Consider the following 23857-nt stretch of genomic DNA (forward strand, 5'->3'; position numbering starts at 1 on the left):
ACGGACATCAGCGCTTCAGCAGCGGGCCGAAGCGGTTATCCGTCTTGCGCGCCACCAGCGGCTGCGCACTGAACGTATAATAATTAATATGGTTAAGCACATACACAATGCGTCCGAGTGCAGCGATCAGCGTGACAAAGGAAGCCGCAAAGAACGAGAATCCCTGATCATTCATCCAGATGGACACCACGGTAAAGAGCGTGTTCATAGCCAGAAAAGCAACCGCCAGCCACAGCACCCCTTTACGATCATCAAAATAAAGCAGTACAAGCGCCAGCACATTATAGATAATGTAGGCAAAATAGCCGATGACGAGAATGTTGAACAGATCCACCTGGGTTGAAGTGAAGCCGATCAGGGGCAGGAAGCGAATACCGATCGCGATCGAGATGATCGAGAAAATCATCTGAATGCCCATAATCAGCGTAAACTGCTGTCCCAGCACCTGATACATCTCGTTGCGGGCGCGGTTAATGTCCAGAATCGAGCCTTTGGACAGAATAAAGTCATAATAGCTGCGAAACTTGGGATAAAAGCTGGTCTCCAGCGATACGACGAATACGATCAGTGTCGGTACCGCCGACAGAAACGCGCAAAATACCGCCACATCGTACTGCGGCGCCATCAGGAACGCTCCGCTCACCTGTACGCCCGCCGGACCGGCCCACTGTACAAACTGATGGGCGAACAGCCCGACCGAGTTCAGTAGTCCAATCGCGAGCAGCGAAGGATAGCGGCGCAAAAAGGCGAGAAAGGAAAAGTTGGATACCGTCTTGCCGGGTTTGAAATAACGTTCGATCTGGATCATCAGCATGATGCAGGTCACCAGAAATCCACCATCAAAAGCGAACAGCGCCGATGAAGCGGTCCGCAGCGGTGTCAGATAGAGAATGACAGCCAGTACAATGATCGATACCGCCGCACCGCTGGAAAAGGCCAGTACGATGCGCTTGTAGTTTTTCATCGCCGATACATAGACGACCTGATTCCAGATCACGATCAGCAGCATGTACAGCAGGAACAGTCCTACTTTGATCGACAGCGGCAGCTCTGCGAACACCAGGAAGACCAGAGCCGGGATGCCGCCGAACACCAGACTGATCTGGATGCTGCCATACAGCGACGGCAGCAGGGCATTATGATAGCCTTCATTGAGAAAGTCCGAGCTGACCCGTGTCAGATACATCGTCATCAGACTGCTCACAATATAGGAGAAGATAAACGCATAAATAACGCAGCTCTGAAACAGCTCCACATTCAGGTAATCCGTACCCGCTCCGCGCAGCATCCGATTGAATACGCCAACCATCACGATACAGAGCAGCATCGGGCCAATCGTAATCAGGGATGAATAGGTGTAGGCTTTGGCCTTGTTGACCAGTCCGCTCTTATCAAATAATTTTTTTAGTTCGAAACCGATACCGGCCATCCGTTAAGCCCTCCACATGTTTGATACAAATTCTGATAACCGGTAATAAAGTTATGGTTCGTGTACAGCGAACGCACACGATTCCGGCCGTTCTCGCCCATCCGCTGGCGCAGTTCTGCGCTCCGGCACAGCTGGATGACTTCTTCGCCGATCCGTTCATAGCTCATGACCGGCACGACGCTGCCAGCCGGTCCGAACTCATCATTGTTGCCGTAGATCAGTTCCTTGCAGCTACCGACATCGGTAGTGACCATCGGCTTGCCGGCTGCCAGGCCTTCCAGTACCGCAAGCGGCTGCCCTTCACTGATACTGGTCAGCAGCAGGATATCCATCTGTCCGATGTATTCCTTGACATTGATGCTGCCGGTGAAGATTACATCCTCGACCTGCAGCAGCTCCACCATCAGGCGGCATTCCTCGTAGTATTCCGGATCTTCCTCATACGGTCCCATAATGAAGAACTTGGCTTCAGGAACCTGACGTTTGATAATGTTGAAGCTCTGGATCATCGTCTTGATATCCTTGATCGGCACGACCCGTACGACACCGCCGATATAGATCGGCTCGCCGGGAGCTTTGGCCGACAGATTCTCGTAATCCGACGCCGTCACGCCGTTCGGGATAATGCGGATTTTGTCCGGCTCGCAGCCCAGTTCGATCTGGATTTCCCGGTTGCGGTTGAACAGGGTAATGACTTCGTCCGCATACTGGTAAGCACAGGTGGAGAGGGTATAGAAATAGCGAATCCAGATATCCTTGAAATACCCGTCGACCCAGTCGGCTTTGATAATCTCTTCTTCCCGTTCGCGCGAGTAGATGCCGTGCTCGGTCAGCAGCACCGGCTTGCCGTACAGATACTTGGCGAGGCTGGCGAGTACGCCTGCATAACCGGTTGATACCGCATGATACAGATCTGCCTGCGGCAGCGGCTTTTGCACCGTCAGCAGCAGCGGCAGTACCATCGAGCGTACCGTCCAGAACATCTCGGTAAAAGGAAGCTGTTCGTACTTTTCCTCACACAGCTGGCTCATAATATCAAAGAAATCGCGGCTCATGAGGAAGTTGGCGGCATTGCTCAGCTTGGGATCGCACAGCACGCTGAAGATGCGGCTCCAGTCCAGATCCCCTTCGCCGGAAATCAGTGCCTTGATCGATTGACGCTGATCGGGCGTGAGGCGCAGGTGATGCCCCCATTCGCCTTCCAGCTGCATATATTCATCCAGGAAAATCTCCTGTACTTCGACAATATTGGAGGGCAGTGTGTATTTGAACTGCCCTTTTTGCTTGCGCTCCGCGGCGATCGCATAGATTACAAACTCATGCTCCGGCATATTGCGGGCCAGGGAATGAATCCAGCTCGATACCCCGCCGGTCACATACGGATACGATCCTTCCGCTACAATACAGATTCTCATTGTGTCTTGTCCCCCAAACCAATCTTGAATTGATCCCGGGTCACTTCCACCAGATACGACCCGCTGTCAATCCGGGTCACTTTGCAGTTCTCCTGGGCCGTGATCGGCCGGTCTGTACGCAATACGTAGAAGAGTGAACCTTCCGGGAAATGATTGATATAGCCGTCGATCTCGCTATCCTTGTGCACAAAGTGCGGCTCGCTGATCTGATATTTCTGCAGCTCCACCGCTGCCTGGGAAGCGGTCATCGGACGCAGCCAGCTGTACTGCTGCACCGATTTGCTGATATACTTCTCGAACATATCGCGCAGCTGCTCCCAGTTGTAGGACTGGCTGCGATCCGGATCGAGAATATCATCCGGATGCACGAAGTGGGAGAAGACACCGAGCGATGTTACCGCGTTGGCGGTCGCCCAGTCGTTGAACTCGTCTTTCATAAAGCCTGACGAGATTCGCGGCAGCTCGGCGATGCCATCATCGGCAATCTCGAATTCCTGCACATAGGAGCGGTTCTCCGGGTCTTCACTGTAGACGGAAGAGATGCTTTTCAGATCCGGCCAGCTGCTTTTGAGCGCTGCCCGTCCGTCCTGATCAAGCGCATTGGATGGTGGCACATAGGTCATGACTTTATAGTTTACAAAAGACTGATGGATAAATTTGAGTACACTGCTGACCGATTCCGACATGCTTTTGCGGTCCGGCCAGGCGGTATAGCCAAAGCTGCCGGCAATCCGTTCATTCGTCGTCAGCGATTGGTGATTGTAGCCGTGCACGCCAATCTCGCCGCCCTGTTTGATCAGCTCGCGTCCGAACAGCGTCAGGTTGAGACCGTCGGCATCGGTTGGCGCGCCAAATGGCGGCTTGACCTGGTTGTTGTACGTCTGGATCACGACGCCGGTGTATTTGAGGTTATGCTCGGCAGCAATTTTCAGCATGTCCGGCCACCAGATATCTTTGTAAAAGCGTGCGGTATTGCGGTGATATTCCTCGTATACCTTGTCGTTGGTCCCCGCCGGAATCGGCGCCGGGAAGTCGTCGATGTACATCAGTTCGATATTCAGCACCGGGTAGATCGTATCCGACAGCATCAGGCTGATGGCGCCGGACAGTACGCCCCGGCTCGTCTTCTCCTGGAACATCGAGCCGTTGAATACGACGAATTTGCCTTTGCCATAAGGGGTCTCCCACAGCAGCGGCACTTTCTCGTCGCTGATGGCATGCACGATGCTGTCACTGCCCAGACGCACACGAATCGAGCCGTTCTGGATCAGCTCCGGCGAATACTTGGCATCCTGGTCGTTCAGCAGCACATTGCTTTTCAGCTCGAGACCGGTAGAGGTCAGATAGCCGCCCAGCTCGATAATGCCCATTTTGCGGTAATTCTGGTACAGGGCCTGATCGATCTGCGGCATGGAGGTGAACAGCAGGCTGCCGCCATTTTGCACATAACCTTCGATCCAGCCGGTGTCAGGCAGCTGGGACAGGCTGGACAGTGTCAGGATGACACCATCATAGGCGCTGATATCCGCTGGCATGGTGCTGGCATCGATCGCATCGTAGCGGATTTTCATATAGTTCAGCATATGCTGTGCATTGTTTTTGATTTTGACACTGGCGCTGTCCTTGGGGTTAAAGAGCAGCAGCAATTGCCGCTCTCCCTGCAGGGCTGCGGTCTGTTCCGGTGTCAGGGCATTCGTCTGTTTGATGCCGGACATATCCTGGATATTGTTCTGATTGCCTTTCATATGAAGAATGGCATCGGAACGTGAAGCCTGAATGATCAACGCCATGACCAGCATAAACGCCAGCATGGCATAGACCTGGGTAGTTAATTTAAATGAAAATTTCATGGGTTACGCACCTTTTTCCGACCAGTACCGAATGACATTCAGGCCCGTATTGGATACTTTGATATTGGATTGCTTGAGGGAATGCAGCGTCCGGAAAAAGGCTTCCTTCATCTGCAGGGTATAATACAGCTGCAGTGCTGCCAGATACGGCTGTTCACTGTTCGGATGTGCCTCGCGGAACTTCTGTTCATACTGAAGCGCCGTATCGGGTCGATCCAGCTGCATCTCGCTGTTGATTTTGGCGTTAAATGTCTGCTCGTCCCCGCCGCCTGCCTCGATCAGCTCACCGAGCAGGCGGGCATAGGTGGACAGGTAGGTATGACGTGTGGCACGGTCCATGAATCCGCTGTGCATATACTGGCGGATCACTTCCGCATATTCGCGCAGCATCTCTACCGAACGATCACCCTGTTCATGACGAACGGAATAATGCTGGATCGACAGGGTCAGCTTACGCTTGATCTCCACGACAGCGGTCACCGCATAGTGGGAGGTCTCGGTATCTTCATTGCTGACGGCCTGTTCGAGCAGCGGCATCATCGCGCCGGGATCGTCTTTGAGAAAGTCCAGCATCAGTCGGCGGCGGCTCGTATGGTCGTTCACGAGCAGCGCTTCCTCGAGCGGCACCAGATTGCTTTCCTTGCGCACATCCAGACTACGGAATACACGTATAGGCTGCTCATCCGGCGTCTCATCGGTCAGATGGCCGGTGGAACGGGACAGGCGCAGATAGCCGGAGCGCAGTCCGTCCCGGAGCAGGGAGATGAAGAGACCGAACAGAGGCAGCAGCACGACCAGCGTAATCGCTCCGGCTGTATCTTCTCCGCAGCGGGCACGGTATTTCCAGCGCAGCACGCTGTATACCGCTGCCAGTACGTAATACAGCAGCAGGAGACTAAGCATAGGCGATCTCCTCCTGCAGCACGCTGGCCTCCACACCATGATAATCCAGACGATTGATCACGAGCTGTGCTTCCGCATGATTGGCATTGGACAGCAGCAGTACAGGATGGCCCGCGATCATGCCGAGATGATCGGAATCCCGCTTGACGCCATTGACCAGATGAGCGAGATCGGACAGACTGCGTCCTTGTTCGGCCAGGGCCAGCAGTGTATAATCACTGCCATGCATCCGGTACGCTTCTTCGCGGGCACGCAGAATCTGGCGGAACGCCGATTCATTCAGTACAGGCAGATCATCGATATACCGGTGCTGGCGTGTGGCTCCTTCGTACTGGAACGCACGTGCGAGGGAAGAGGAGATCATGTCCACGCTGACTTTGAGCATATTCTCGTAATTCATATTCAGATTCTCAAAGGAAGGCTCATGCAGGGAGACGAGCGCAATCACCTGCTGATTGTGGATAACGGGCACGATATACATCGGCACTTCGGCAGCCATCGTCTTGTTGACGAACATGGTCTTGCTTTCAATCGCTTCACGGAAATAGGGATGTTCATCCAGACGAATCGTCTTGGGCAGGCTGAAGCCGGCATTTTTGGATTGAACGAGCAGACGCATGTGGTTCGTTTCATTCACGGAGTAGATCGAGATATGGCGGGTATCCAGCAGATTCTCCAGCACATCTATCGAGGCAGTGATGACTTCTTCCGATTCGAAGCTTTCCAGCTTGCGGGTGATGGTATAGATCCGGCCGATGCTGTCTTTGCTGCCGATCAGCTGGCGCTGCAGTTCTTCCTTGATCTTGCGTGTATCCTTGTAAATATGGCTGAGGAACACATAGCGTTCTTTCTCGGCGGCGAGTTCATTGTGAATGGATACCGATTCACGCTTGTGCTTGTCGGATACAAAGCCAACCACCATGCCGAAGAACAGATAAATCGCGAAAATAAACAGGGCTTCCGGGTCATACAACAAAGTCTGCCAATCACGTCCATTGGAAAGGGCTTCGTAAAAGAACAGTCCGGAGGCGAGCACAGACGACAGAATCGACTGCCGTGCACCGTACACGATACCGAGCAGGATAATATACACCAGCTTGAAGTCGATATCGGCGGAGATGGACCATTTGCTGCCATACTGGGAGATCATGAATAGAATGGCAAAAGCGAGCAGGTTCTCCGCATACGGCCGGATCATCGGGAACCAGTTGGTGTAACCGGATTTGCCGCCTATTCGTGCATTGATTGCAGGTTTGCGGCTGTGATGCTCACGGAACCAGGCGTAGGTTTTCTCCATGCCTTCCTGTACCGAATACAGGGGCAGCCAGTCGAGATCTTTTTTGACCATGGTGTTGTCGAGAGACGAGCGGTAAATATCACCTGCACGTGATTCCTTATAGTTGACGTCCTGGATCGGTTCCAGCTGTTCCAGAATGCCGATCAGTTCATTCAGACTTGTCTCCGTATTGGTGGACAGATTGTAGATGCCGGTTGCGTCGCTGATCGCGCCGCGGTAGATACCGTCCACGATGTCTTCCACATAGATGAAATCACGGGTCTGCTCACCGTCACCGAAAATATCCAGACTGCGTCCTTCCATCATGCGCTGCATATAGATGGAGACAACGCCACCTTCACCGATCGTACCCTGGCGCGGGCCATACACATTGGCAAAGCGGAAAGCAAGGGTAGGCAGTTTGTAGATATCATTCCACTTGCCGCAGTATACTTCACCGAGCAGTTTGTTGATTCCATAAGGGGATACCGGTTCAGTCTTCATTCGTTCATTGAGGGGAACCTGTTCATTGGGGCCGTACACAGCTGCTGAAGAAGCAAACAGGAATTTGGATACGCCGTACTTGTTGGCGCATTCCAGCATGTTGACGAGACCGAGGATGTTGGTCTGGGCGTCCTGACGAGGCTCACGCATGGAGACCGATACATCGACCTGGGCGGCCAGATGAATCACGATATCCGGTTTGATGCTCTGGAAAATCTCTTCGCACCGTTCATCTTCTACACTTAATTCATAAAACTTGTGGGGGACGTTCACGTTCTCTTTACGTCCGGAGGTCAGATTGTCGATAATATAGACCTGATGACCTTCCTTGTGAAACCGCTCGGCTACGAACGAACCTATAAAACCGTAGCCTCCTGTGACCAGCACATTCACGTATGTTCCTCCTAAAATAATTTGTCCAATCCGTCCATGTAACGTATAACTGGATTTAACTATTTTAAAGGTAATTAAGTAAATTTGACAACTATTTTCTTACATTTCAGTAATATTACTCACGATTTTAGTATGTAAATATTTAAAATAGTAAATCAGTGGTATAATTCGCCGAAATACAGGTGTTAAAACCGTGTTTGACGATGAGTTTGAAGCGATATGTAAGTGAAAGAAAATCGTTTACTTTTGCGAGAAATATGTTATTTTTTAAACTAATCTCTGGTGCGGCTTCAGGCAGCAAATACCGGTAGGATAGAAGAGGAGACTGCAATGATGAAAAGGTATGGCCGAATAGCACTGTGTCTGTTCGCCCTCATGGCGATGATGTCTATGACGACGAGCGCTTCCGCGCTGGCAAATAATAACTCGGGCTACAAACTGTTAATCTATTATGGAATTCCGGAGTCGGTCAATAATGCATCGACTCCTGAGGAAGCGGCACAAATTTTTGCAAAATACGACTGTCTTGTACTGGGGGACAAACTGGAACTGCCGGAGCATGCGCAGCATGAGAGCACACTGCAGATTATTGCCCGGATCAAGCAAATCAACCCGAAAATCCAGATCTTCGGCTATGTCGATCTGGGGGTGACGGATTCGACGGATAATCTGAGCATGGATACGATCAAGCAGCGGATTACGCTGTGGAAAGCTGCTGGTGTGTATGGTATTTTCCTCGATGATGCCGGTTATGATTACGGCGTATCCCGTGAGCGGCTGAATGAAGCGGTGACGGCTGTGCATGATGGCAGCATGGCCGCCTTTGTCAATGCATGGCATCCGGAAGATGTGATGAGCAGTGCCAAGCAGGCGCAGTTCAACCCGGACGGGCTGAAAAGCAAAATGAACGCGAGCGACCTGTATCTGATGGAGAGCTTCCTGCTGCCGGCGAATCTGAACGGCAGTCGTATCTTCAGCGCCTACCGGGATTATTTTGAGGATAAAATGGAGAAGAGCATGATGTACCGCAGAGTGCTGGGTGTGCGTATGCTCAGTGTGAGCACAATTGATTATCAGGCGAGCACCGACGGCGTGCTGAACCAGTTTTTCAAAATGAACGAAGCGGCTGCAGGCGTGTTCTCCCTGGATGGATATGGCGTCTCACCGGTGCATTACAGCTCCTCCAAACCGAATTCGGATGTCGTACGGACATTCCCGTATATGAGCAATTATATGGACTTTTACACGCTCAAGCCGCAGTACGAGAGCTTCCGGGGCGGTCAGGATTTCAGCCGGGAAGGCTTCCGTCTGCTGTCGATCAAGGGACTGAACAAGTACGCATTCCCGGATGGAGCAGTGTATTAATAACACCATGTTGATCTAAAGTAACTATAATATAAAGTATCTCCAAAGTGGTATGGAGCCGGCGATACATTGACCGGAATGATGATTTGAGCCTGGAAGTATCTTTTCGAACAGAGATATGCCAATTTTACGCACATCCGTAATAATCGCAGTAGGTCCCTATCCAATATTTCTATCTAAAATAGCAAGCCAACCCAAAAAGCATTCTTCCTCTCTACAGACAGTAAAGGGAAAGAATGCTTTTTACTTTGTTACAGTGCAAATCTGTGGGATGCCGCAGCGCCTACCTGCCGGGATATGTGCAGAAAAAGCAGCATAACCAGGGATCAGCTGTGCTCCTCGACATACCAGTCAATCATCTTGCGCGCGATGCTGATACGCGGCGGGATATTCGGCAGATTGTCCACTCCGAACCAGTCCGCATGTACAATTTCCTCGCCATCGACCTGGATCTCGCCACTCTCATAATCAGCGATAAATCCGACCATCAGCGAATGGGGAAACGGCCACGGCTGGCTGTCAAAGTAGCGGATATTATTAATCCGGATACCGATCTCTTCCATCGTCTCCCGCTGGACGCAGTCTTCCAGCGTCTCACCCGGTTCGACGAAGCCGGCGATCAGGCCGTACATATTGTTTTTGAAATGACCGGCCCGGGCCAGCAGCAGCTGGTTATCCTTGAGAATCAGGGTAATCACAGCCGGCGCCAGACGCGGATAATGGGACAGTCCGCAGCTTGGGCATACTTTGCTGCGTTCATGATCGGCATGACCGAGCGGGCTGCCGCAGCGTCCGCAGAACTGGTAGGTAGCGTCCCATGCGAGCATCTGCAATCCGCGTCCGGCAAGATGGAACAGATCCTCGTCGATCCGGTCATACAGCGCGAACAGCGGCAGAAAGGTCATGCCTGCCGGAGCTTCGGTATCCGCGTCCAGCTCGGCGGTATAACAGGAAGCCTGCTCGATATGGCCCAGATAAAGGGAGCGCACAGGCTGCAATCCATACGGCTCTGGTCCGGCAGTAACAGGCATTGTCGGCTGCTCCCCGTTTTCGTGCACGAGCAGCTCATTACCACGGAAAATAAACCAGTAACCCGTGCTATTCTCCTGCTCGGCAGGTGCCATAGCAGGCTGGTATCGTTTATATATGCTCTCTTTGGGCTTTCTCATCGTCTCAGAACCTTTCGCAGTGGTAGTCTTGGTCGTTAGTATCTATCCTTATCTATCCCACCGATAATCCGGGTGGAAGTGCAGCGTACAGTACAATAAAACAGACATAATGCTGACCGTATCCGCCTAACGCGCCTCGTGTCTTGCCATTCTGGCGTTATGCTCTGCCAGCGGCAGGTCAAAATGATCGCGGTTGCCGATCTCGGCCGTCATGCCGCCGCCGTGCCTGGCATACAGCACGAACCAGTAAAAGATCGGATACTGACGCATCCGCGTCTGCTTGGCTCCGACCCGTACGTCGGCGAGCTGCTCATACTGCGGCCAGTAGTCGACAATATTGGGCGTGACTTTGCGGTGTGCGCGGCTGCTGGGGATATGCTCGCATACTTTTTCCGGCAGCAGTCGTTCCCGCCATGATCCGTAAAAGGTATGGGAGCTGCCGTGAGTGCGGCAAATAAACGGGCGCAGCGGATAGACACGGCAGATGCCCTTTTCCGGGTCCAGCAGCGGACAGGCGAATCCGTTGCGTCCGGCATACCGGCGAATCTGTTCCAGTTCCTGCTCCTGGTTCGTTCGGCTCGTCAGTGATGCATACATCTGGGGATTCTCGGACTGGAAAATGTCCAGATTGATCAGCGACTGCTCGAATACCGCCTGAATCTCCGCTTTGCTCCAGTGGCGCTCCATATAAGTGAGCAGCAGTTCAAACTCCACCTGGGAGACGGGAAAGTAATCCGAACAGCAGCTGCTGCAGCCAGCCGCACAGGGAGGATGGGCATCATGATGGGCGTGGTAATCCTCGATCGCCCGGTCCACCTCCTGATACAATCGGTGTACATGAGCGGCCCGGCTGTCCGGTGCGGCGCTTTTGTGACAGTGCTGGAGCTTGCGGCCGCTGCCGCAAAAGCAGGGGTTGCTGCCCGATAGTGGACGGGCCATTTCATCCGGCATATACTCACGTCCTTTGTAATGGGATATTGGCATCCCGAATATAAACAGGACCTGTACCCGGGGGCGCAGGTCTGGATCGTTGACAGTCACATAAGAGATGAACAGAACGTTTGCAATCAATAGGTTCTGGATCATAAAGCAATGAATAACACCCTATGAATGCTGCCTGATGCAGAATGGGCATATTCAGGTATGCTTTTAACTTTAACCTAACTGCCAAAAGCTTGCAAAGAAGTTAGCCTGTCTATTTTCCGGCGATCTGGTGATGACCCAGCGGTGTGAACAGAACGTAAAAAGAAGATAAATAAACCTGCCTGAGCAAAATCTGTCTCTTCCGCAGAAGTTGATGGTAGAATAGAAAGATCAATTTTGATGAATACGGCGTGTGATCACGCATGGAGGCACAATCATGCAATCTTCAGAACAAAACAAAAATGCCTGGAACAGCGGCGCTTACGAGTCCTGGCTGAACCGGTTTGGAACACCGGCCCAAGCGGCCGAGAAAATAAAGTCTGACCCTCGCAAGCGCCTCGGCATCGCACTGGATCATATGGGCGATGTGCAGGGACGCAAAATCATTAACCTGATGGGCTCCAATGGCAACAAGGCGGTCGCGCTGGCGCTGCTCGGCGCTTCGCTCACCGTTGCCGACTTCTCCGAGGAGAATCGCCAGTATGCGCTGGAGCTGGCAGAGGCTGCCGGTATAGAGCTTAAGTACATCGTCTCCGATGTGCTGCAGATGCCGGAGGAAGAGCTGGATGGATCGTACGATATCGTCTTTATGGAGTTCGGGATTTTGCACTATTTTACCGACCTGCATCCGCTGTTTGAGGTAGTGCGCCGACTTCTCCAGCCGGGCGGAAGACTGATCCTGCAGGATTTCCACCCGATCTCCACCAAGCTGATCTCTTCACGCGGCACGACCGCCAAGATCCGCAAGCACAAGGTCGACGGCGATTATTTTGATACCTCGCTGGTGGAGAAGGAAGTCTCCTATTCCAAGTTCGCCGAATCCGCTCCTGCCGACGAACAGCAGCAAAAAGTATACCTGCGCAACTGGACACTCGGCGAGATCGTCACAGCGGTAGCTGCAACCGGTCTGGTGATCAAGGTGCTGGAAGAACTGCCGAACCTGTCTTCCGATGTATTTGATAAAGGCATCCCCAAAACATTTACCATTGTAGCCGAGCGATAATCAGGTCTGTACATCTTCCTGTCTGTACGTGACAGGGCAAGCCTCTGCTGCGTGTGCAATAGCGGAATTTGTAAATAATGTAAAAACGGTGTTAATTCTTCGCCAAAATCCCCTCATTGCCTGGAATGTCCGCTAAAATGGACGCGGGTGCTCTTTTACAGAGTGTCCGAGAATGGTCTTACCAGGACAGGAGGAATAACGGAATGAAGAAAGGTGCAGCGGTACTGCTTGTACTGACTTTGTCTGCGGGTCTGACGGCTTGTGGAAGCAACAACAATGCGGAAGTGGCGGCTGGCGGAGCTTCGGCTCAGGCTCAGCAGTCGCAGGCCGATCTGCCTGCGGCAAAAGAACTGCTGGATCAGGCTGCCAAAGCCGGAAGCGGCGTAAAGAGTTATGCGCTGCAGACCGAGCAGCAGGAGACGCACAGCGGGGAGACTATCGATTCGCCGGATTCCCGCTATACGATTACCAGCCAGATTACCATGGAGCCTCCGGCTGCCTATCAGAAGATTGAACTGGAGCTGGCAGGAGCCATGAATGATTCCAATCAGCTCCAAAAGTATATTACCAGCGAGGCCATTTATTCTGCACGAAGTGAGCAATGGTACCGGGACGACAAGGAGCTGTACGAGACTCAGGCCAATCTCAGGGAATTCACCAATATTGCTGCACAGCTCCAACAGATCCAGGCGGCGGTGAATGACATGACCGTAACCGGGCAGGGCAGCAGCTACATACTGACCGGCTCGGTAAAAGACGAGACCGCCAGGCGGCAGCTGACCCAGATGCTGCTGAATCAAGCGAGTTCGTACACACCGGGCATGCAGCGCAGCATAAAGCTGTCTACGGTGGAAGAGATGACAATTAGCTATACGCTGGATGCCGAGAGCAAGCTGCCGACCGCCAGCGAAGCGACGATCCGGCTGGCCAGCCCGCTGTCCGATGATGAGACAAAGAGCCGGATCACCGATATGAAGATTACTGCGGTATATTCCGATTATGACCGAATCACAGCGATTACGGTGCCTGAGGAAGTAAAGGCAGCGGCGATATAACCGTGTAGGCAGGCGACAAGGCTTAGCTGTTAATAGACGAAGAATACGAAGGATTCACGATAAATCAAGAAAAGCTGCTGACATACAGTCAGCAGCTTTTTTGGATGGTTTTGGATGATAGGGAGAACAGTATATCCTGCTTTATTCCGTGTCCACGCCGGAAGCGGCTTCACCACTCCGCCGTTTCCATGACTCTGCGTAGGCAGCCCGCCGGAAATTCAGGATCGGATCATCGGACAGCTCCATGCCCTGCGGCGGCAGGACGGTAGGGTCCATAACAAGGCCTTCCGGTTCCGCAACAGGAGCGGTCAGCACCAATCGTCCGGCATCGATCCGCTGGCGCTTTTTGGGCCAGGCGGTCGTCGGGTCGTCTGTGGGATCGCCTTCCTCGCCAATAATAATGTTCAGCCGGAAGGCGGCTGTCTGCTGCTGCAGACGCTCATTTAGTTCACGTTCCAGATAATCCGGCGGCTGGGAGGTCGTATCCTTGATGGACAGCATATGTACACCAGCCTCCGGCAGCCATTCAAATTTGACGGGCTGTCGTTGTCCTGCTTCGTTGACGAGCAGATAGGCGTGGATACAATAATACAGATTGGTCACATAGCTGGTCGGTGGGCGCAGCCGCTGCACAGACAGCAGGCTCTCGCGGGCTTCACCGAAATGTCCGGTGATCTGGTGGATAATCTCCTTGATCCCCAGATTGCCGGCACGGGCTTTGTTGACGGCTTTTAACATATCCATAAAGGATTCCGGTGTACGGGCAAAGAAAACAGGTACGGTTACGGCAACCAGATTGCTCACCTTGCCTTCCGGCAGGCGAAACTGTACAGCCATGCCTTTGGCCGGAGACAGCAGATCGGCCAGTGCCGGATCGGTCGAACTCTCGGAAAAACGGACCAGTGCTTCGACCTGTGGCCCCTGCAAATGGGGTGCAGTCGTCCAGGCAGCCGCTTCGCCGCTCGGCTGGAAAGCAGCATGGTAACACGTTCCTTTGGCATGGGCACGCCGGTAACCGGGATGGCGTCCGGTCAATTTCTCGATTTCATCAACAGCCTGTACATCCAGATCCCTCGGATCTTCGCCGGTAGAGCGGTATGGCCCGGCGGCATCGGAGGAAGAATGGGAGTTATGCATCAGGATCACCTCATCTATTCGAAAGATTGGGATTCACCTACATTTACCCGTTGCAACAGCTGTCAACGCGTATTGATTGCACACCTGCCGATTTAACGGTCTCCTTCGGGTGAACGGGGAGAGGAAATCCGGTTCGAACGGCGATTGCTGGCAGAGGAAGAGGAGGATGGATAGGAGAGCAGCAGCTGCTCCAGATCCTCGGAAGAGACCGGCTTGCTGAACAGATAGCCCTGCATTTCATTACAGTGAATCTCCTTGAGCATATCCACCTGATGCTCGCTCTCTACCCCTTCGGCGATCACATCCATATTCAGATTGCGGGCCAGATTGACGATGGTGCTGATAATCATCTGATTGGCCTGGCTGCTGCCGATTTTGCTGGTGAATTCACGGGCGATCTTGAGTTTGTTAATCGGCAGATTCTCCAGATAGGAAAGGGAAGAATAGCCGGTACCAAAATCATCAATGGATAGCGAGAGCCCCAGCTGCCGCAGTTCATGCAGCTTTTGGATCACATTATGAATATTCGTCATCGCGGTCGATTCGGTCAGCTCCAGCTCCAGATAGCGCGGATCGGCCTGAGTCTCGGCGAGAATATGGGCGATTCGCTCGACGATATTGTCCTGGCGGAACTGCTCCGGCGACAGATTGACCCCGATGGTGATATAACGGCCTTCATCCTGCCACTTTTTGGCCTGCTTGCAGGCTTCCCGCAGCACCCATTCCCCGATCGGCACAATCAGCCCGGTCTTCTCCGCAATCGGAATGAAATCCCCCGGCATAATGAGTCCAATCTCCGGATGCTCCCAGCGTACCAGCGCTTCGACACCGATGACTTTGCCCTGTCTTGCATCAATCTGCGGCTGGTAATGCAGGAACAGCTCATTGTGATACAGCGCCTGGCTGAGTTCCTTTTCCATCAGCAGCTGCTTGGAATACATGCGATCCGTATCCCGGTAGAACCGGTAGTGACTTTTGCCATTGGCTTTGACCTGATACATGGCGATATCTGCCTTTTTCATCAGGGTGACCGGTGTCAAATCGTCATGCGGATAAAGGGCAATCCCGATGCTTGGTGTTGCGATGATCTCGTGCCCTTTGATATAATGCGGCTGGCTCAGACTCTCCAGAATGCGGTTCGCTACGCTGGCCGCTTCTTCACTGCTCGTAATCTTGCGGATGATCAAGGTGAATTCATCACCACCCTGACGTGCAATCACATCCTGCTGTCTGACGCAGTGCTGCAGACGCTCGGCGACCGAACGCAGCAGCTGGTCACCGATATCATGACCGAGCGTATCGTTAATATTTTTGAACCGATCCAGATCAATGAACATCACGGCAAACATATGGTTATTCATCTGGGCGTCCACTACGGACTGACTCAGCGTCTCTTCAAAGGCCAAACGGTTGGACAGCCCGGTTAGTGGATCATGGTAGGCGAGGTATTTGATTTTCTCCTCGTTCATCTTGTTCTCGGTAATATCCTTGGCCAATCCGTAGATACCCACCAGTTCATCCATCACGACAATCGGAATATTGGTCATACGGATATGGTAGTATTCCCCTTTGAGATTGCGAATTGACAGATCGTACTGCTGCGGAATTCCCTGGGCGACCAAGAGCAGATGCTGCTCGACCGCTTCGGCGTAATTCTCGGTCACCAGATCACAGCAGTTCTCACCGATCAGTTCCTCGACGCTGGCGCCAAGCAGCTGGGCACCGGACACATTGACACTGTCGATCGTACCATCCAGACCGAACGAGAACACGGCATCCGGATGATATTCAAAAATCGAACGGTACCGCTGCTCGCTGATCTCCAGCTGCTGGGTTTTCTCGTACAGGCTGCGTACGAGCCGCTGATTCTCCAGAATAATCATCAGCTGCCGTGCAACCACGAGCAGAATCGCAATACTGGCTCCGATCGTTATCGCCGAGCTTCCCTGCGGAAAGAACACCATAAAGGCGAACAATCCGGCCAGACCGATATAAGGCAGCATCAGGCGGAACACATCGGGTGTAGACAGCTGCTGCAGCATACACTTGGTGGTTCGAAGCCGGGGTGTACGTATTTCATTTTTGTGGAGGAAGCCGGCGAATCCGACCAGCAGGAGCCCAAGAATGAACAGAGGGTCCGACCAGCTGCCCGAAGAGTATGTCTCATCAACGATCATGTACAGGAAGATGGAATCTCCAATGACCTGGGAGAGCAGACCCGTAAACAGGGTAAGGATAACAATGTTGGACATGGTGTACCGGATATCAAAATAGATGCTCATCGCACCGAACAATAGCGCCAGATCACCCAGCGCATAACCAATGGACAGCATAATGGAAGGAGATAATGGATCAGATCCCATAGTCGAGATAATCGGCCCAATCAGGAATTCCCAGCTGAACGTCGAGATGACGGTCATAACGATGGAAATATCCAGCAGCAGCCGGATGACCGGATAGCCTCTTTTCTCACGGGTTAACTTATAGATAAAGGCAGACATATAGAAGGTCACTTGCAGAATGTAAAAGATATCAGAGGGGCCGGGAAAAGGGACTTCAACTCCCAGAATATTCTCATAAAACAGCCAGATCACTTCCGCGACAAAGTAGCTGTAGCAGCCCAGTGCCGCCAGCAGCCAGAAGAGACGCTGATCGTTGTTTCTTTTTTTCCAAGCAGAAGTCAGCCAGAATGCAGCGAGTAGACTTCCACTGGTAGATAAAATATTACCGCCCCAGGTCTGGATCGATTCATTCTCGTTCCAGTAAGTAATCCAAAAGTAGTAAATAAGTGTGAAGCTCACAATAAATAAAAAGGTCAAAATAGGTTTATACCGCGGCCATTTGTGCATTATAATCCCTCTAATTTGCAATATTTTAGTCTATATTACCCAATATATAGAATTTTGTACCTAGAAAAATTAGTAATAAATATAGGTCTAAAGGTAAATAGCTTAGGTAGTTAATATTAAAGGATTTGAAACATAAAAGAAATACATAAATGAGAATTTTGGGAAAAAAATTACGGTAAATATCGACATATCATGGGATTTGAGAGGAAATATAAGGAAGAAGATCATTTGATAAATGCCTAATGGATGTAAATGGAAAATTAGGTTTGAAAATGGATGAAAATAAAAAGCTTCTTGATCCGTATCTGCATATAAACCCGCAGAGTATGGATCAAGAAGCTGACAAAGAAATAAGCTGAGAACTATAAAATTCACAATACTGTGATTTCCGGGCAAATAAATTACGGTTGTCTGAAAGCAGAGGCTGCCAAGGGAATAGCTGCTTCTGTTATCTGTTCTGGATTCTCTTCCGTATAAAAGAGAATATTAACTTTCGCACTGGAACCGGTAAAATGTCTGTATACTTCGATGTTCTTGTTGTTACCATCCCCCAGGGCGTTAACCGTTAGCGGCTGGCCGAACATTTGCTCACCATTATGGAAGATGGAAGTCTGACTGATTCCACCAAAATGAACATCATTACTCTCTGTCTGAATATATAAGTGTCCATCCTGCCGATAATAGGTCCAGTTAACTGCAAAGCCGTTGATTCTAGTCTGCAGGGATTTCCGCTGTTCCGTAATATCGGGCAGGTTCACTGATAGATGATCGCCATGATGGGCAATAATCTGGTGCTGGGCTCTCAGGATCAGCGCTGTATCATTGTTAATGTTGATTCCCTGCGGACGTTCAAAAATTAAAGTGAATGTTCCGGAAGCATGCCTATGGGTATCCGGTGATATCTCTGCGTATCCAGGCAGAGCTTTACCATCTGCCAGCAAATCGTATTTGGTAAAAGGAAGTACAGAATCCGGATTGGATTCGCTGAGCCGAATACGAATCTGCGTAGGAGAGATAACTATATGAGTCAGCTGAATATCGGTATTGTCTGATCCCAATGGGATAGATAGCGGCTGCTGGATCGTACTGCTCCCCATCTGCCTTTTATCCAATGCGATATCAAAATCCCAGTGGTCTGCAAAACGCTGTACTTCCTTGGTATATTCAAGCTGGTATAACAGCCCCGTTTGTTCCAGATCGTCAGGCAGATAATAATCCTGAGCCGTATAACGTCCCTGCTCATCGGGTACTCCATAGGTTCCGCTGTGGGAAGGCTGCACCGGTGTGCCTTCGGCTGTGTAGAGGTGAAGTTGCGGATAACTCCATGCTCTGGCTTCTTCATTTGTAAAAGAAAGAGCGGAACGAACAAGCGTCTGTTCTTGTCCCTGCGGAATAATCTGCACTTCCATTTGATCAAGGCCATTCTGCTGAATATCAAAGCGCTGGAGCTGCTCCGTCTGCGAATCCAGATCGAGCGTCTGCTTGTCGGATTGAAGAAACTGTAGATTCTCCAGCGAAAGATGCACAGATAACGTGTTGGAAGGCGGTGTCCATCCGGTTTCCAGATAACCGGTAAAACGTTGGCTGGCCTCATCCCACTGCTGCTGCATAGTAAGCCCCGGAATATCCTTGCCCTGGGCATCTGTTAACTTCATTTGTAAAAAACCAAAATGCTGTGCTGTTTTTCTGCCGGGATCAAGACTGTATAAAAAGACCGTACGGTTGTCATCTACAATAGCGGTATGGATCGTCATAGTTACGCCACTCTGCGTAACCGATTGCTCTACAGGCTGTCCCAGCTGTTGTGTCAATGCAGACTGTATGCCGCTGCGGTAATGAAGTACGCGGCTCCAATCTATCTGTATGGCTGCATATACAGGAACAGCTGCAACAAGAAGACTAAGGGAAGCGATGAATAACGCCTTTTCCCAAGGTGCTTTTTCTTTTGGCAAAGAAGGAAGGGATATATCCTGTACAGGTCGGGAGCCTGCGGCAGGCGGTTGGTTCGCTTCCATACGGGTCCACATATGATCAAAATCAGGATAGGTCAGTTCTTCTTTTGCAACTTGCTGCTTCAGTACGTCTTCAATAGGTTTCATAGTGTCCTCCTTTCATGCTGCCCTGCTGTTCTTGCTGCTGTAGTATATGCCGTAGCAGTCGCAGGCCTTTATGCTGTCTGGACTTGACTGTACCAACTGGAATCTCCAGAATGCCGGCAATTTCATTCAGACTCAGATCATGCACATAACGCAGAGAAATCACGGTTCTGATTTTGATGGGTAATCGGCTAAAATGAACAGCCCATTCGGCGGAAGACTCCCGACGGACAGCCAGCATATCTGGTGTATCCGGAGCCAGACGAGCCCAGAAATGGGGATAAGACAGCAGCTTGTTTCGCAGGCTTTGCTTGCGCCGAAGATGATTTAGACACCGATTCACAGCCACCTGGATGATCCAGGCACGCAGCTGCTGAATCTGCTGCCAGTCGCTGCGGAAAATAGTAATAAATACATCCTGACACAGATCTTCCGCATCGGAAGCATGATGAACCAGATAGTAGCAGGTACGATATACGTCCCTGTTATAGGTCTCAAACAGCTCCTTGTTCGTCACTGTAGGTCCTCCTTGATTTGGTGAATTTATATGTATAACAAACGGGATAAGAATAAGGTTCATTTTGTAGAAATTTTAATAGAAGATCGAAGTGACTAATGACATATCAGTAATGCAATTTATAATATAAAAGGAAGTAATAGGTATAAACAGGATTGTAATAAGCATTTTCAGCAATACATACTTATGAAAGAAAGCAGCCAGAAACCATTGTATATAGTAATTACTTGACCGAGAAAAGAGGATATATATTGTCCAGACAAAAAAGAGGTTTGATTTTACTTTCTTTTATCGTATCCATATTCTTAACATCGTGTGCTCTATCTGAAATCAAAGAAGTAGCACCATTAAAAATACAAAAGATACCAACTGAGCAGGTAAAAAATCTGCCCAAACTACAGCAAAACGATTTCGATATTACATACAAGCAGGAAGCCATTCATAAAGAAACCAATATTCAAACGATTATTGCGCATTTGGGGTATGGAGAAGGCTATGAGGATAACAATAACGGCTATATAAGCAGCGAGGACGACTATCGAAGATGGAATCTGTCGTATCCTGATTATCAACAGCCCAGGATCCGTCTGATCGTAAGAACAAATATGAATACAGAAAAAGAGCAGCTTGCAGCCGTTAGTATAGAGTCTCCGGATATTCGGACAAAACGAGGACTTAAATTGGGTGATTCGGTGGATCGATTGTACGAGTTGTACGGAAAACCCACCAACTATAATAATGCTCGCCAAGTCTATTCATGGAGACAGCTATATATGAGCGTTGGCCTGGATGAACAGCGGGAAAAGGTAAGCAATATTTTTATTGATTATATAGGTGACTCTCTGGTTGATCCGGAGGAGCGGGATATTCGGAGGGCAGGAGAGCCGTGGAGCGACAGGAATGATTATACGCTTGTTGCCAATCAGTCTTTTGATCTGTCGATGTCTGGCTGGCAGGATTCCAGATTTGTGTCTGCCCAATATACGGTAGAAGGCAAAGAACAGGCAGCCTTCTTTATTACAGATAAACAGGAAAAGCGTGTAAAGTACAGACTGGAGGATTTCTATGGGAATCTATTCGGGAGGCTGGACCGCATCCGGGCAGTGAGCTTTGGCGATATCAATGGAGATGGCAGTCAGGATATTATTATTCTTGCAAGTTATAAAGACAAGAATGCGAGTACGGATATTTTGCCGATTGCCAGTGTTTATTTTCAAAGACAGGACGGGACGTTTACCTTTGTTCCATGGCTGGATCAGGAAATGAACCGTCGTGGATATAATCATAATCTGAATGAAATCATCCAATATGCCGGTCAACAGCATATAAAAGTACACTAAATAATGCATATGCAGAAATGGTCAGGTCAATTCATGTATCGAAAATTAACAATCTCTCTATTAATCATAAGCTGTATTACCGGCTGCAGCTCTATAGCCAGCGAAACCGAAAATAAACAGCCCAACAATATCGAACATACAAAAACAGCTGTCCATGCACAAGCCGAGGCATATCAAATGTCCCGTCACACGTATCATCAGGGGGATATTACGATTCACTATCCCCAAATCCAGCAGATGGCAGATACAAACAAAGAGCAGCAGCTGAATACTCTGCTCAAGGAACAAGCCCTTTCTATTCTTCAATACACTAGCGATGATATCCGCACCGTCCATATGGATGTGGATTACACATTCAGCAGCCGGGCGAAAACGGGTTTTCTCAGCATACAATATCAGGGTATCCTGACCAGAAATCAGGATGCCTACCCGAACAACTTATTTTATACAGCCAATGTGGATATGAATAAAGCAGCAACGATGGGCCCATCGGACATACTGCATGCAGACGATTCACTGACAGACTGGCTGCTGGCCCAAAATATCAAGGCACTTCAGGCAGAACAGCCAGCGCTGAAGGAAATCGTAGATCGAGAGGAGCTGACACATATGCTCACTGATTCCGATTCCGCCAATGCCCGGGAGCAGCAAGAAGCCGCTCTCTCCTTATATATTCACGAAGACAAGCTTGGTCTCAGTATTCCTGTTATTCACGCACTTGGCGATCATGCAGAGTATGAAATCCAGCTATGCGATATTCCGGTACAGTGGCGAACCCAGGCGAGTGTGTGGCAGCAGTGTACACAGCCGGCAAACCCGAATATACATACCGATAAGAGCGAAGTCACACGGTCAGGACAGACCATGTCTACAGCCAGACCGGCTGTAGAAGTTACAACGGTATCCGATCTGAAGCAAAAGCTGAAGATAATTGATGACTCCCAGAATGATCAGGACACCAGAGCTGCGGCACTGGAAGAATTCTTGTCTTTGTTTCTGGATTGGCTGCAAAATGCTGATGGTACGATTCGGAGCGAGGACAAGCTGGATCCTCTACTGGCAGCCCATCTTACCCTGACCATTCCTTCAACGACAGACAGCAATGTACAGAATATACGACTGATAAGCTATCATGCGCCTGCGGAAATAAACGGAGAGCTGGAAACCGAATATGTATATGTGCAGTGGAGTGACAACCATCAACAGCTGCATGCACAGCTGCTGATCGATGGCGGAGCAGAGCGGCTCAGAGAAGGGATTGTGCAAAATGCTGGTACAACAACCTCTCTTCTTCTGGGTGGCTACGTATCATTGTATTCGCCGGAGCCTGCATTTGCGGCTTTATGGCAGCTGGATTCCGGAGAATGGAAAAAGCAGGATCTGCATTCCCATTTACCTTCTTACAGTGAATGGGTTATGGATATAACAGACAATGAAGCGGTCTTTTATAATCAACAGTATTCGGCAAATCAGCTTTTGAAGGAAGGACCTACTAACAGTCTCGTCATTACCAGTGATGACGGAGGTAGTCTTGAAGCAGCACTTAATGAACAGGGAACAGATTTGACGCTCACCCTTTTTCCATAAAAGAAGACGTTAGGAAAAGCAGTGGAACGAATCAATTTCTGGATAACGGATGATCCTCCAATTAATGTAATTACAAACTTCCTTCAGCTAAATACCAAAGTGAAAATAACGAAAAAATAGCTAAATCAGCCTGATTTCCCTTACAAAACTATAGTATTTCCTAACATTCGATTGTATAATCGTACAGAACGTACATATTATTCAGTCATTATGTTATTTTACAATTGAAAGTGGGGTTAGAAGATGGCAAAAACAAACGGACTATCCGTAAAAACGATCGTGGCCATCGGGATCGGTTCTGCGTTGTTTATTATTTTGGGACGTTTTGGCTCTATTCCAACAGGCATACCCAATACAAATATTGAGACGACTTATGCGCTGCTGGCTTTGTTTGCGTTGTTATACGGACCAGTAGCGGGTCTGTTAATCGGACTGATCGGACATACGCTCAAGGATGCTATTTTCTACGGACAGCCCTGGTTCAGCTGGGTTATCGCATCCGCTGTTGTAGGTCTCCTGATTGGTCTGATGACAAGACGTATTGCCATTCATGATGGAGAATTCGGTAAAGGTGGAATTCTGCGTTTTAATATCGCCCAGATCTTAGCCAATATTATCGCATGGATCGTAGTTGCTCCTGTATTGGACATTCTGATTTATTCAGAGCCAGCGAATAAGGTATTTACTCAGGGAATTGTAGCTGCAATCTCCAATATTATTACAGTAGCCATTCTTGGCACACTGCTGGCAATCGCTTATTCCAAGACCCGCACCAAGCGCGGCAGTCTTTCACGCGAAGCCTAATCGCATATACGAATTACACAAG

17 protein-coding genes are annotated in these 23857 nt (G+C 50.1%); 6 read left to right on the top strand and 11 right to left on the bottom strand.

Going from position 1 to position 23857, the window contains the following annotated elements:
• Positions 1 to 7: 7 nt before the first annotated feature.
• Genes pelG through WH45_RS00805 form a run of 5 tightly spaced genes read right to left on the bottom strand, consistent with a single transcriptional unit; the run spans position 8 to position 7770 of the window.
• Complete coding sequence (pelG, locus tag WH45_RS00785) at positions 8 to 1429, bottom strand: exopolysaccharide Pel transporter PelG (RefSeq protein WP_046212493.1); 1422 nt, start codon at positions 1427 to 1429, stop codon at positions 8 to 10.
• Complete coding sequence (pelF, locus tag WH45_RS00790) at positions 1405 to 2844, bottom strand: GT4 family glycosyltransferase PelF (protein WP_046212494.1); 1440 nt, start codon at positions 2842 to 2844, stop codon at positions 1405 to 1407. The genes pelG and pelF overlap by 25 nt, the downstream gene beginning before the upstream one ends.
• The gene (locus tag WH45_RS00795; RefSeq protein WP_046212495.1) at positions 2841 to 4694 is read right to left on the bottom strand and encodes a DUF2194 domain-containing protein; all 1854 of its coding nucleotides are present in this window, start codon (positions 4692 to 4694) and stop codon (positions 2841 to 2843) included. Before WH45_RS00795 ends, pelF begins: the two co-directional genes overlap by 4 nt.
• A 3-nt stretch (positions 4695 to 4697) precedes the next feature.
• Positions 4698 to 5597, bottom strand: a complete 900-nt coding sequence (locus WH45_RS00800; protein ID WP_046212496.1) for a hypothetical protein — start codon at positions 5595 to 5597, stop codon at positions 4698 to 4700.
• On the bottom strand, positions 5590 to 7770 hold the full coding sequence (locus WH45_RS00805; RefSeq protein WP_046212497.1) for an NAD-dependent epimerase/dehydratase family protein: 2181 nt from the start codon (positions 7768 to 7770) through the stop codon (positions 5590 to 5592). The genes WH45_RS00800 and WH45_RS00805 overlap by 8 nt, the downstream gene beginning before the upstream one ends.
• Before the next feature lie 330 nt (positions 7771 to 8100).
• Between WH45_RS00805 and WH45_RS22645 the strand changes: the two genes are divergently transcribed.
• Positions 8101 to 9135, top strand: a complete 1035-nt coding sequence (locus WH45_RS22645) for a hypothetical protein (protein ID WP_152663451.1) — start codon at positions 8101 to 8103, stop codon at positions 9133 to 9135.
• A 326-nt stretch (positions 9136 to 9461) separates the two neighbouring features.
• On the opposite strand, the gene nudC is transcribed toward WH45_RS22645, so the two are convergent.
• Both nudC and WH45_RS00820 read right to left on the bottom strand, forming a co-directional pair.
• The gene (nudC, locus tag WH45_RS00815; RefSeq protein ID WP_046212498.1) at positions 9462 to 10304 is read right to left on the bottom strand and encodes an NAD(+) diphosphatase; all 843 of its coding nucleotides are present in this window, start codon (positions 10302 to 10304) and stop codon (positions 9462 to 9464) included.
• Between the two features lie 126 nt (positions 10305 to 10430).
• Positions 10431 to 11390, bottom strand: coding sequence for a YkgJ family cysteine cluster protein (locus WH45_RS00820; RefSeq protein ID WP_235338209.1), 960 nt, complete (start codon positions 11388 to 11390; stop codon positions 10431 to 10433).
• Positions 11391 to 11664: 274 nt separating this feature from the next.
• On the opposite strand from WH45_RS00820, the gene WH45_RS00825 reads away from it, so the two are divergent.
• On the top strand, positions 11665 to 12450 hold the full coding sequence (locus tag WH45_RS00825) for a class I SAM-dependent methyltransferase (RefSeq protein WP_046212499.1): 786 nt from the start codon (positions 11665 to 11667) through the stop codon (positions 12448 to 12450).
• A 203-nt stretch (positions 12451 to 12653) separates the two neighbouring features.
• Positions 12654 to 13505 carry a DUF6612 family protein gene (locus WH45_RS00830; RefSeq protein ID WP_046212500.1) on the top strand — a complete coding sequence of 284 codons (852 nt, stop codon included), beginning with the start codon at positions 12654 to 12656 and terminating at the stop codon, positions 13503 to 13505.
• A 141-nt stretch (positions 13506 to 13646) separates the two neighbouring features.
• Here the strand turns inward: WH45_RS00830 and WH45_RS00835 are convergent, their stop codons facing one another.
• The 4 genes from WH45_RS00835 to WH45_RS00850 all read right to left on the bottom strand — a co-directional run bounded on the left by WH45_RS00835 (position 13647) and on the right by WH45_RS00850 (position 20104).
• Positions 13647 to 14642 carry a catalase family peroxidase gene (locus tag WH45_RS00835; protein WP_046212501.1) on the bottom strand — a complete coding sequence of 332 codons (996 nt, stop codon included), beginning with the start codon at positions 14640 to 14642 and terminating at the stop codon, positions 13647 to 13649.
• A gap of 92 nt (positions 14643 to 14734) precedes the next feature.
• Positions 14735 to 17491 carry a DUF4084 domain-containing protein gene (locus WH45_RS00840; protein WP_046212502.1) on the bottom strand — a complete coding sequence of 919 codons (2757 nt, stop codon included), beginning with the start codon at positions 17489 to 17491 and terminating at the stop codon, positions 14735 to 14737.
• A 401-nt stretch (positions 17492 to 17892) separates the two neighbouring features.
• Positions 17893 to 19590: a DUF4179 domain-containing protein gene (locus tag WH45_RS00845; RefSeq protein ID WP_046212503.1), complete on the bottom strand. Its 1698-nt coding sequence runs from the start codon at positions 19588 to 19590 to the stop codon at positions 17893 to 17895.
• Positions 19577 to 20104: an RNA polymerase sigma factor gene (locus WH45_RS00850; protein WP_046212504.1), complete on the bottom strand. Its 528-nt coding sequence runs from the start codon at positions 20102 to 20104 to the stop codon at positions 19577 to 19579. Before WH45_RS00850 ends, WH45_RS00845 begins: the two co-directional genes overlap by 14 nt.
• Before the next feature lie 251 nt (positions 20105 to 20355).
• Here WH45_RS00850 and WH45_RS23325 point away from each other — a divergent pair, with 251 nt between their 5' ends.
• The 3 genes from WH45_RS23325 (at position 20356) to WH45_RS00865 (ending at position 23835) form a co-directional block, all read left to right on the top strand.
• Complete coding sequence (locus WH45_RS23325; RefSeq protein WP_152663452.1) at positions 20356 to 21444, top strand: FG-GAP repeat protein; 1089 nt, start codon at positions 20356 to 20358, stop codon at positions 21442 to 21444.
• 177 nt (positions 21445 to 21621) lie between these two features.
• A complete protein-coding gene (locus WH45_RS00860) occupies positions 21622 to 23031 on the top strand; it encodes a hypothetical protein (RefSeq protein ID WP_152663453.1) in 1410 nt (469 codons plus the stop codon).
• Between the two features lie 243 nt (positions 23032 to 23274).
• Positions 23275 to 23835, top strand: coding sequence for an ECF-type riboflavin transporter substrate-binding protein (locus WH45_RS00865; protein WP_046212506.1), 561 nt, complete (start codon positions 23275 to 23277; stop codon positions 23833 to 23835).
• Positions 23836 to 23857: the final 22 nt, after the last annotated feature.

This window comes from Paenibacillus wulumuqiensis, from assembly GCF_000971965.1.
Classification (GTDB): domain Bacteria; phylum Bacillota; class Bacilli; order Paenibacillales; family Paenibacillaceae; genus Saccharibacillus; species Saccharibacillus wulumuqiensis.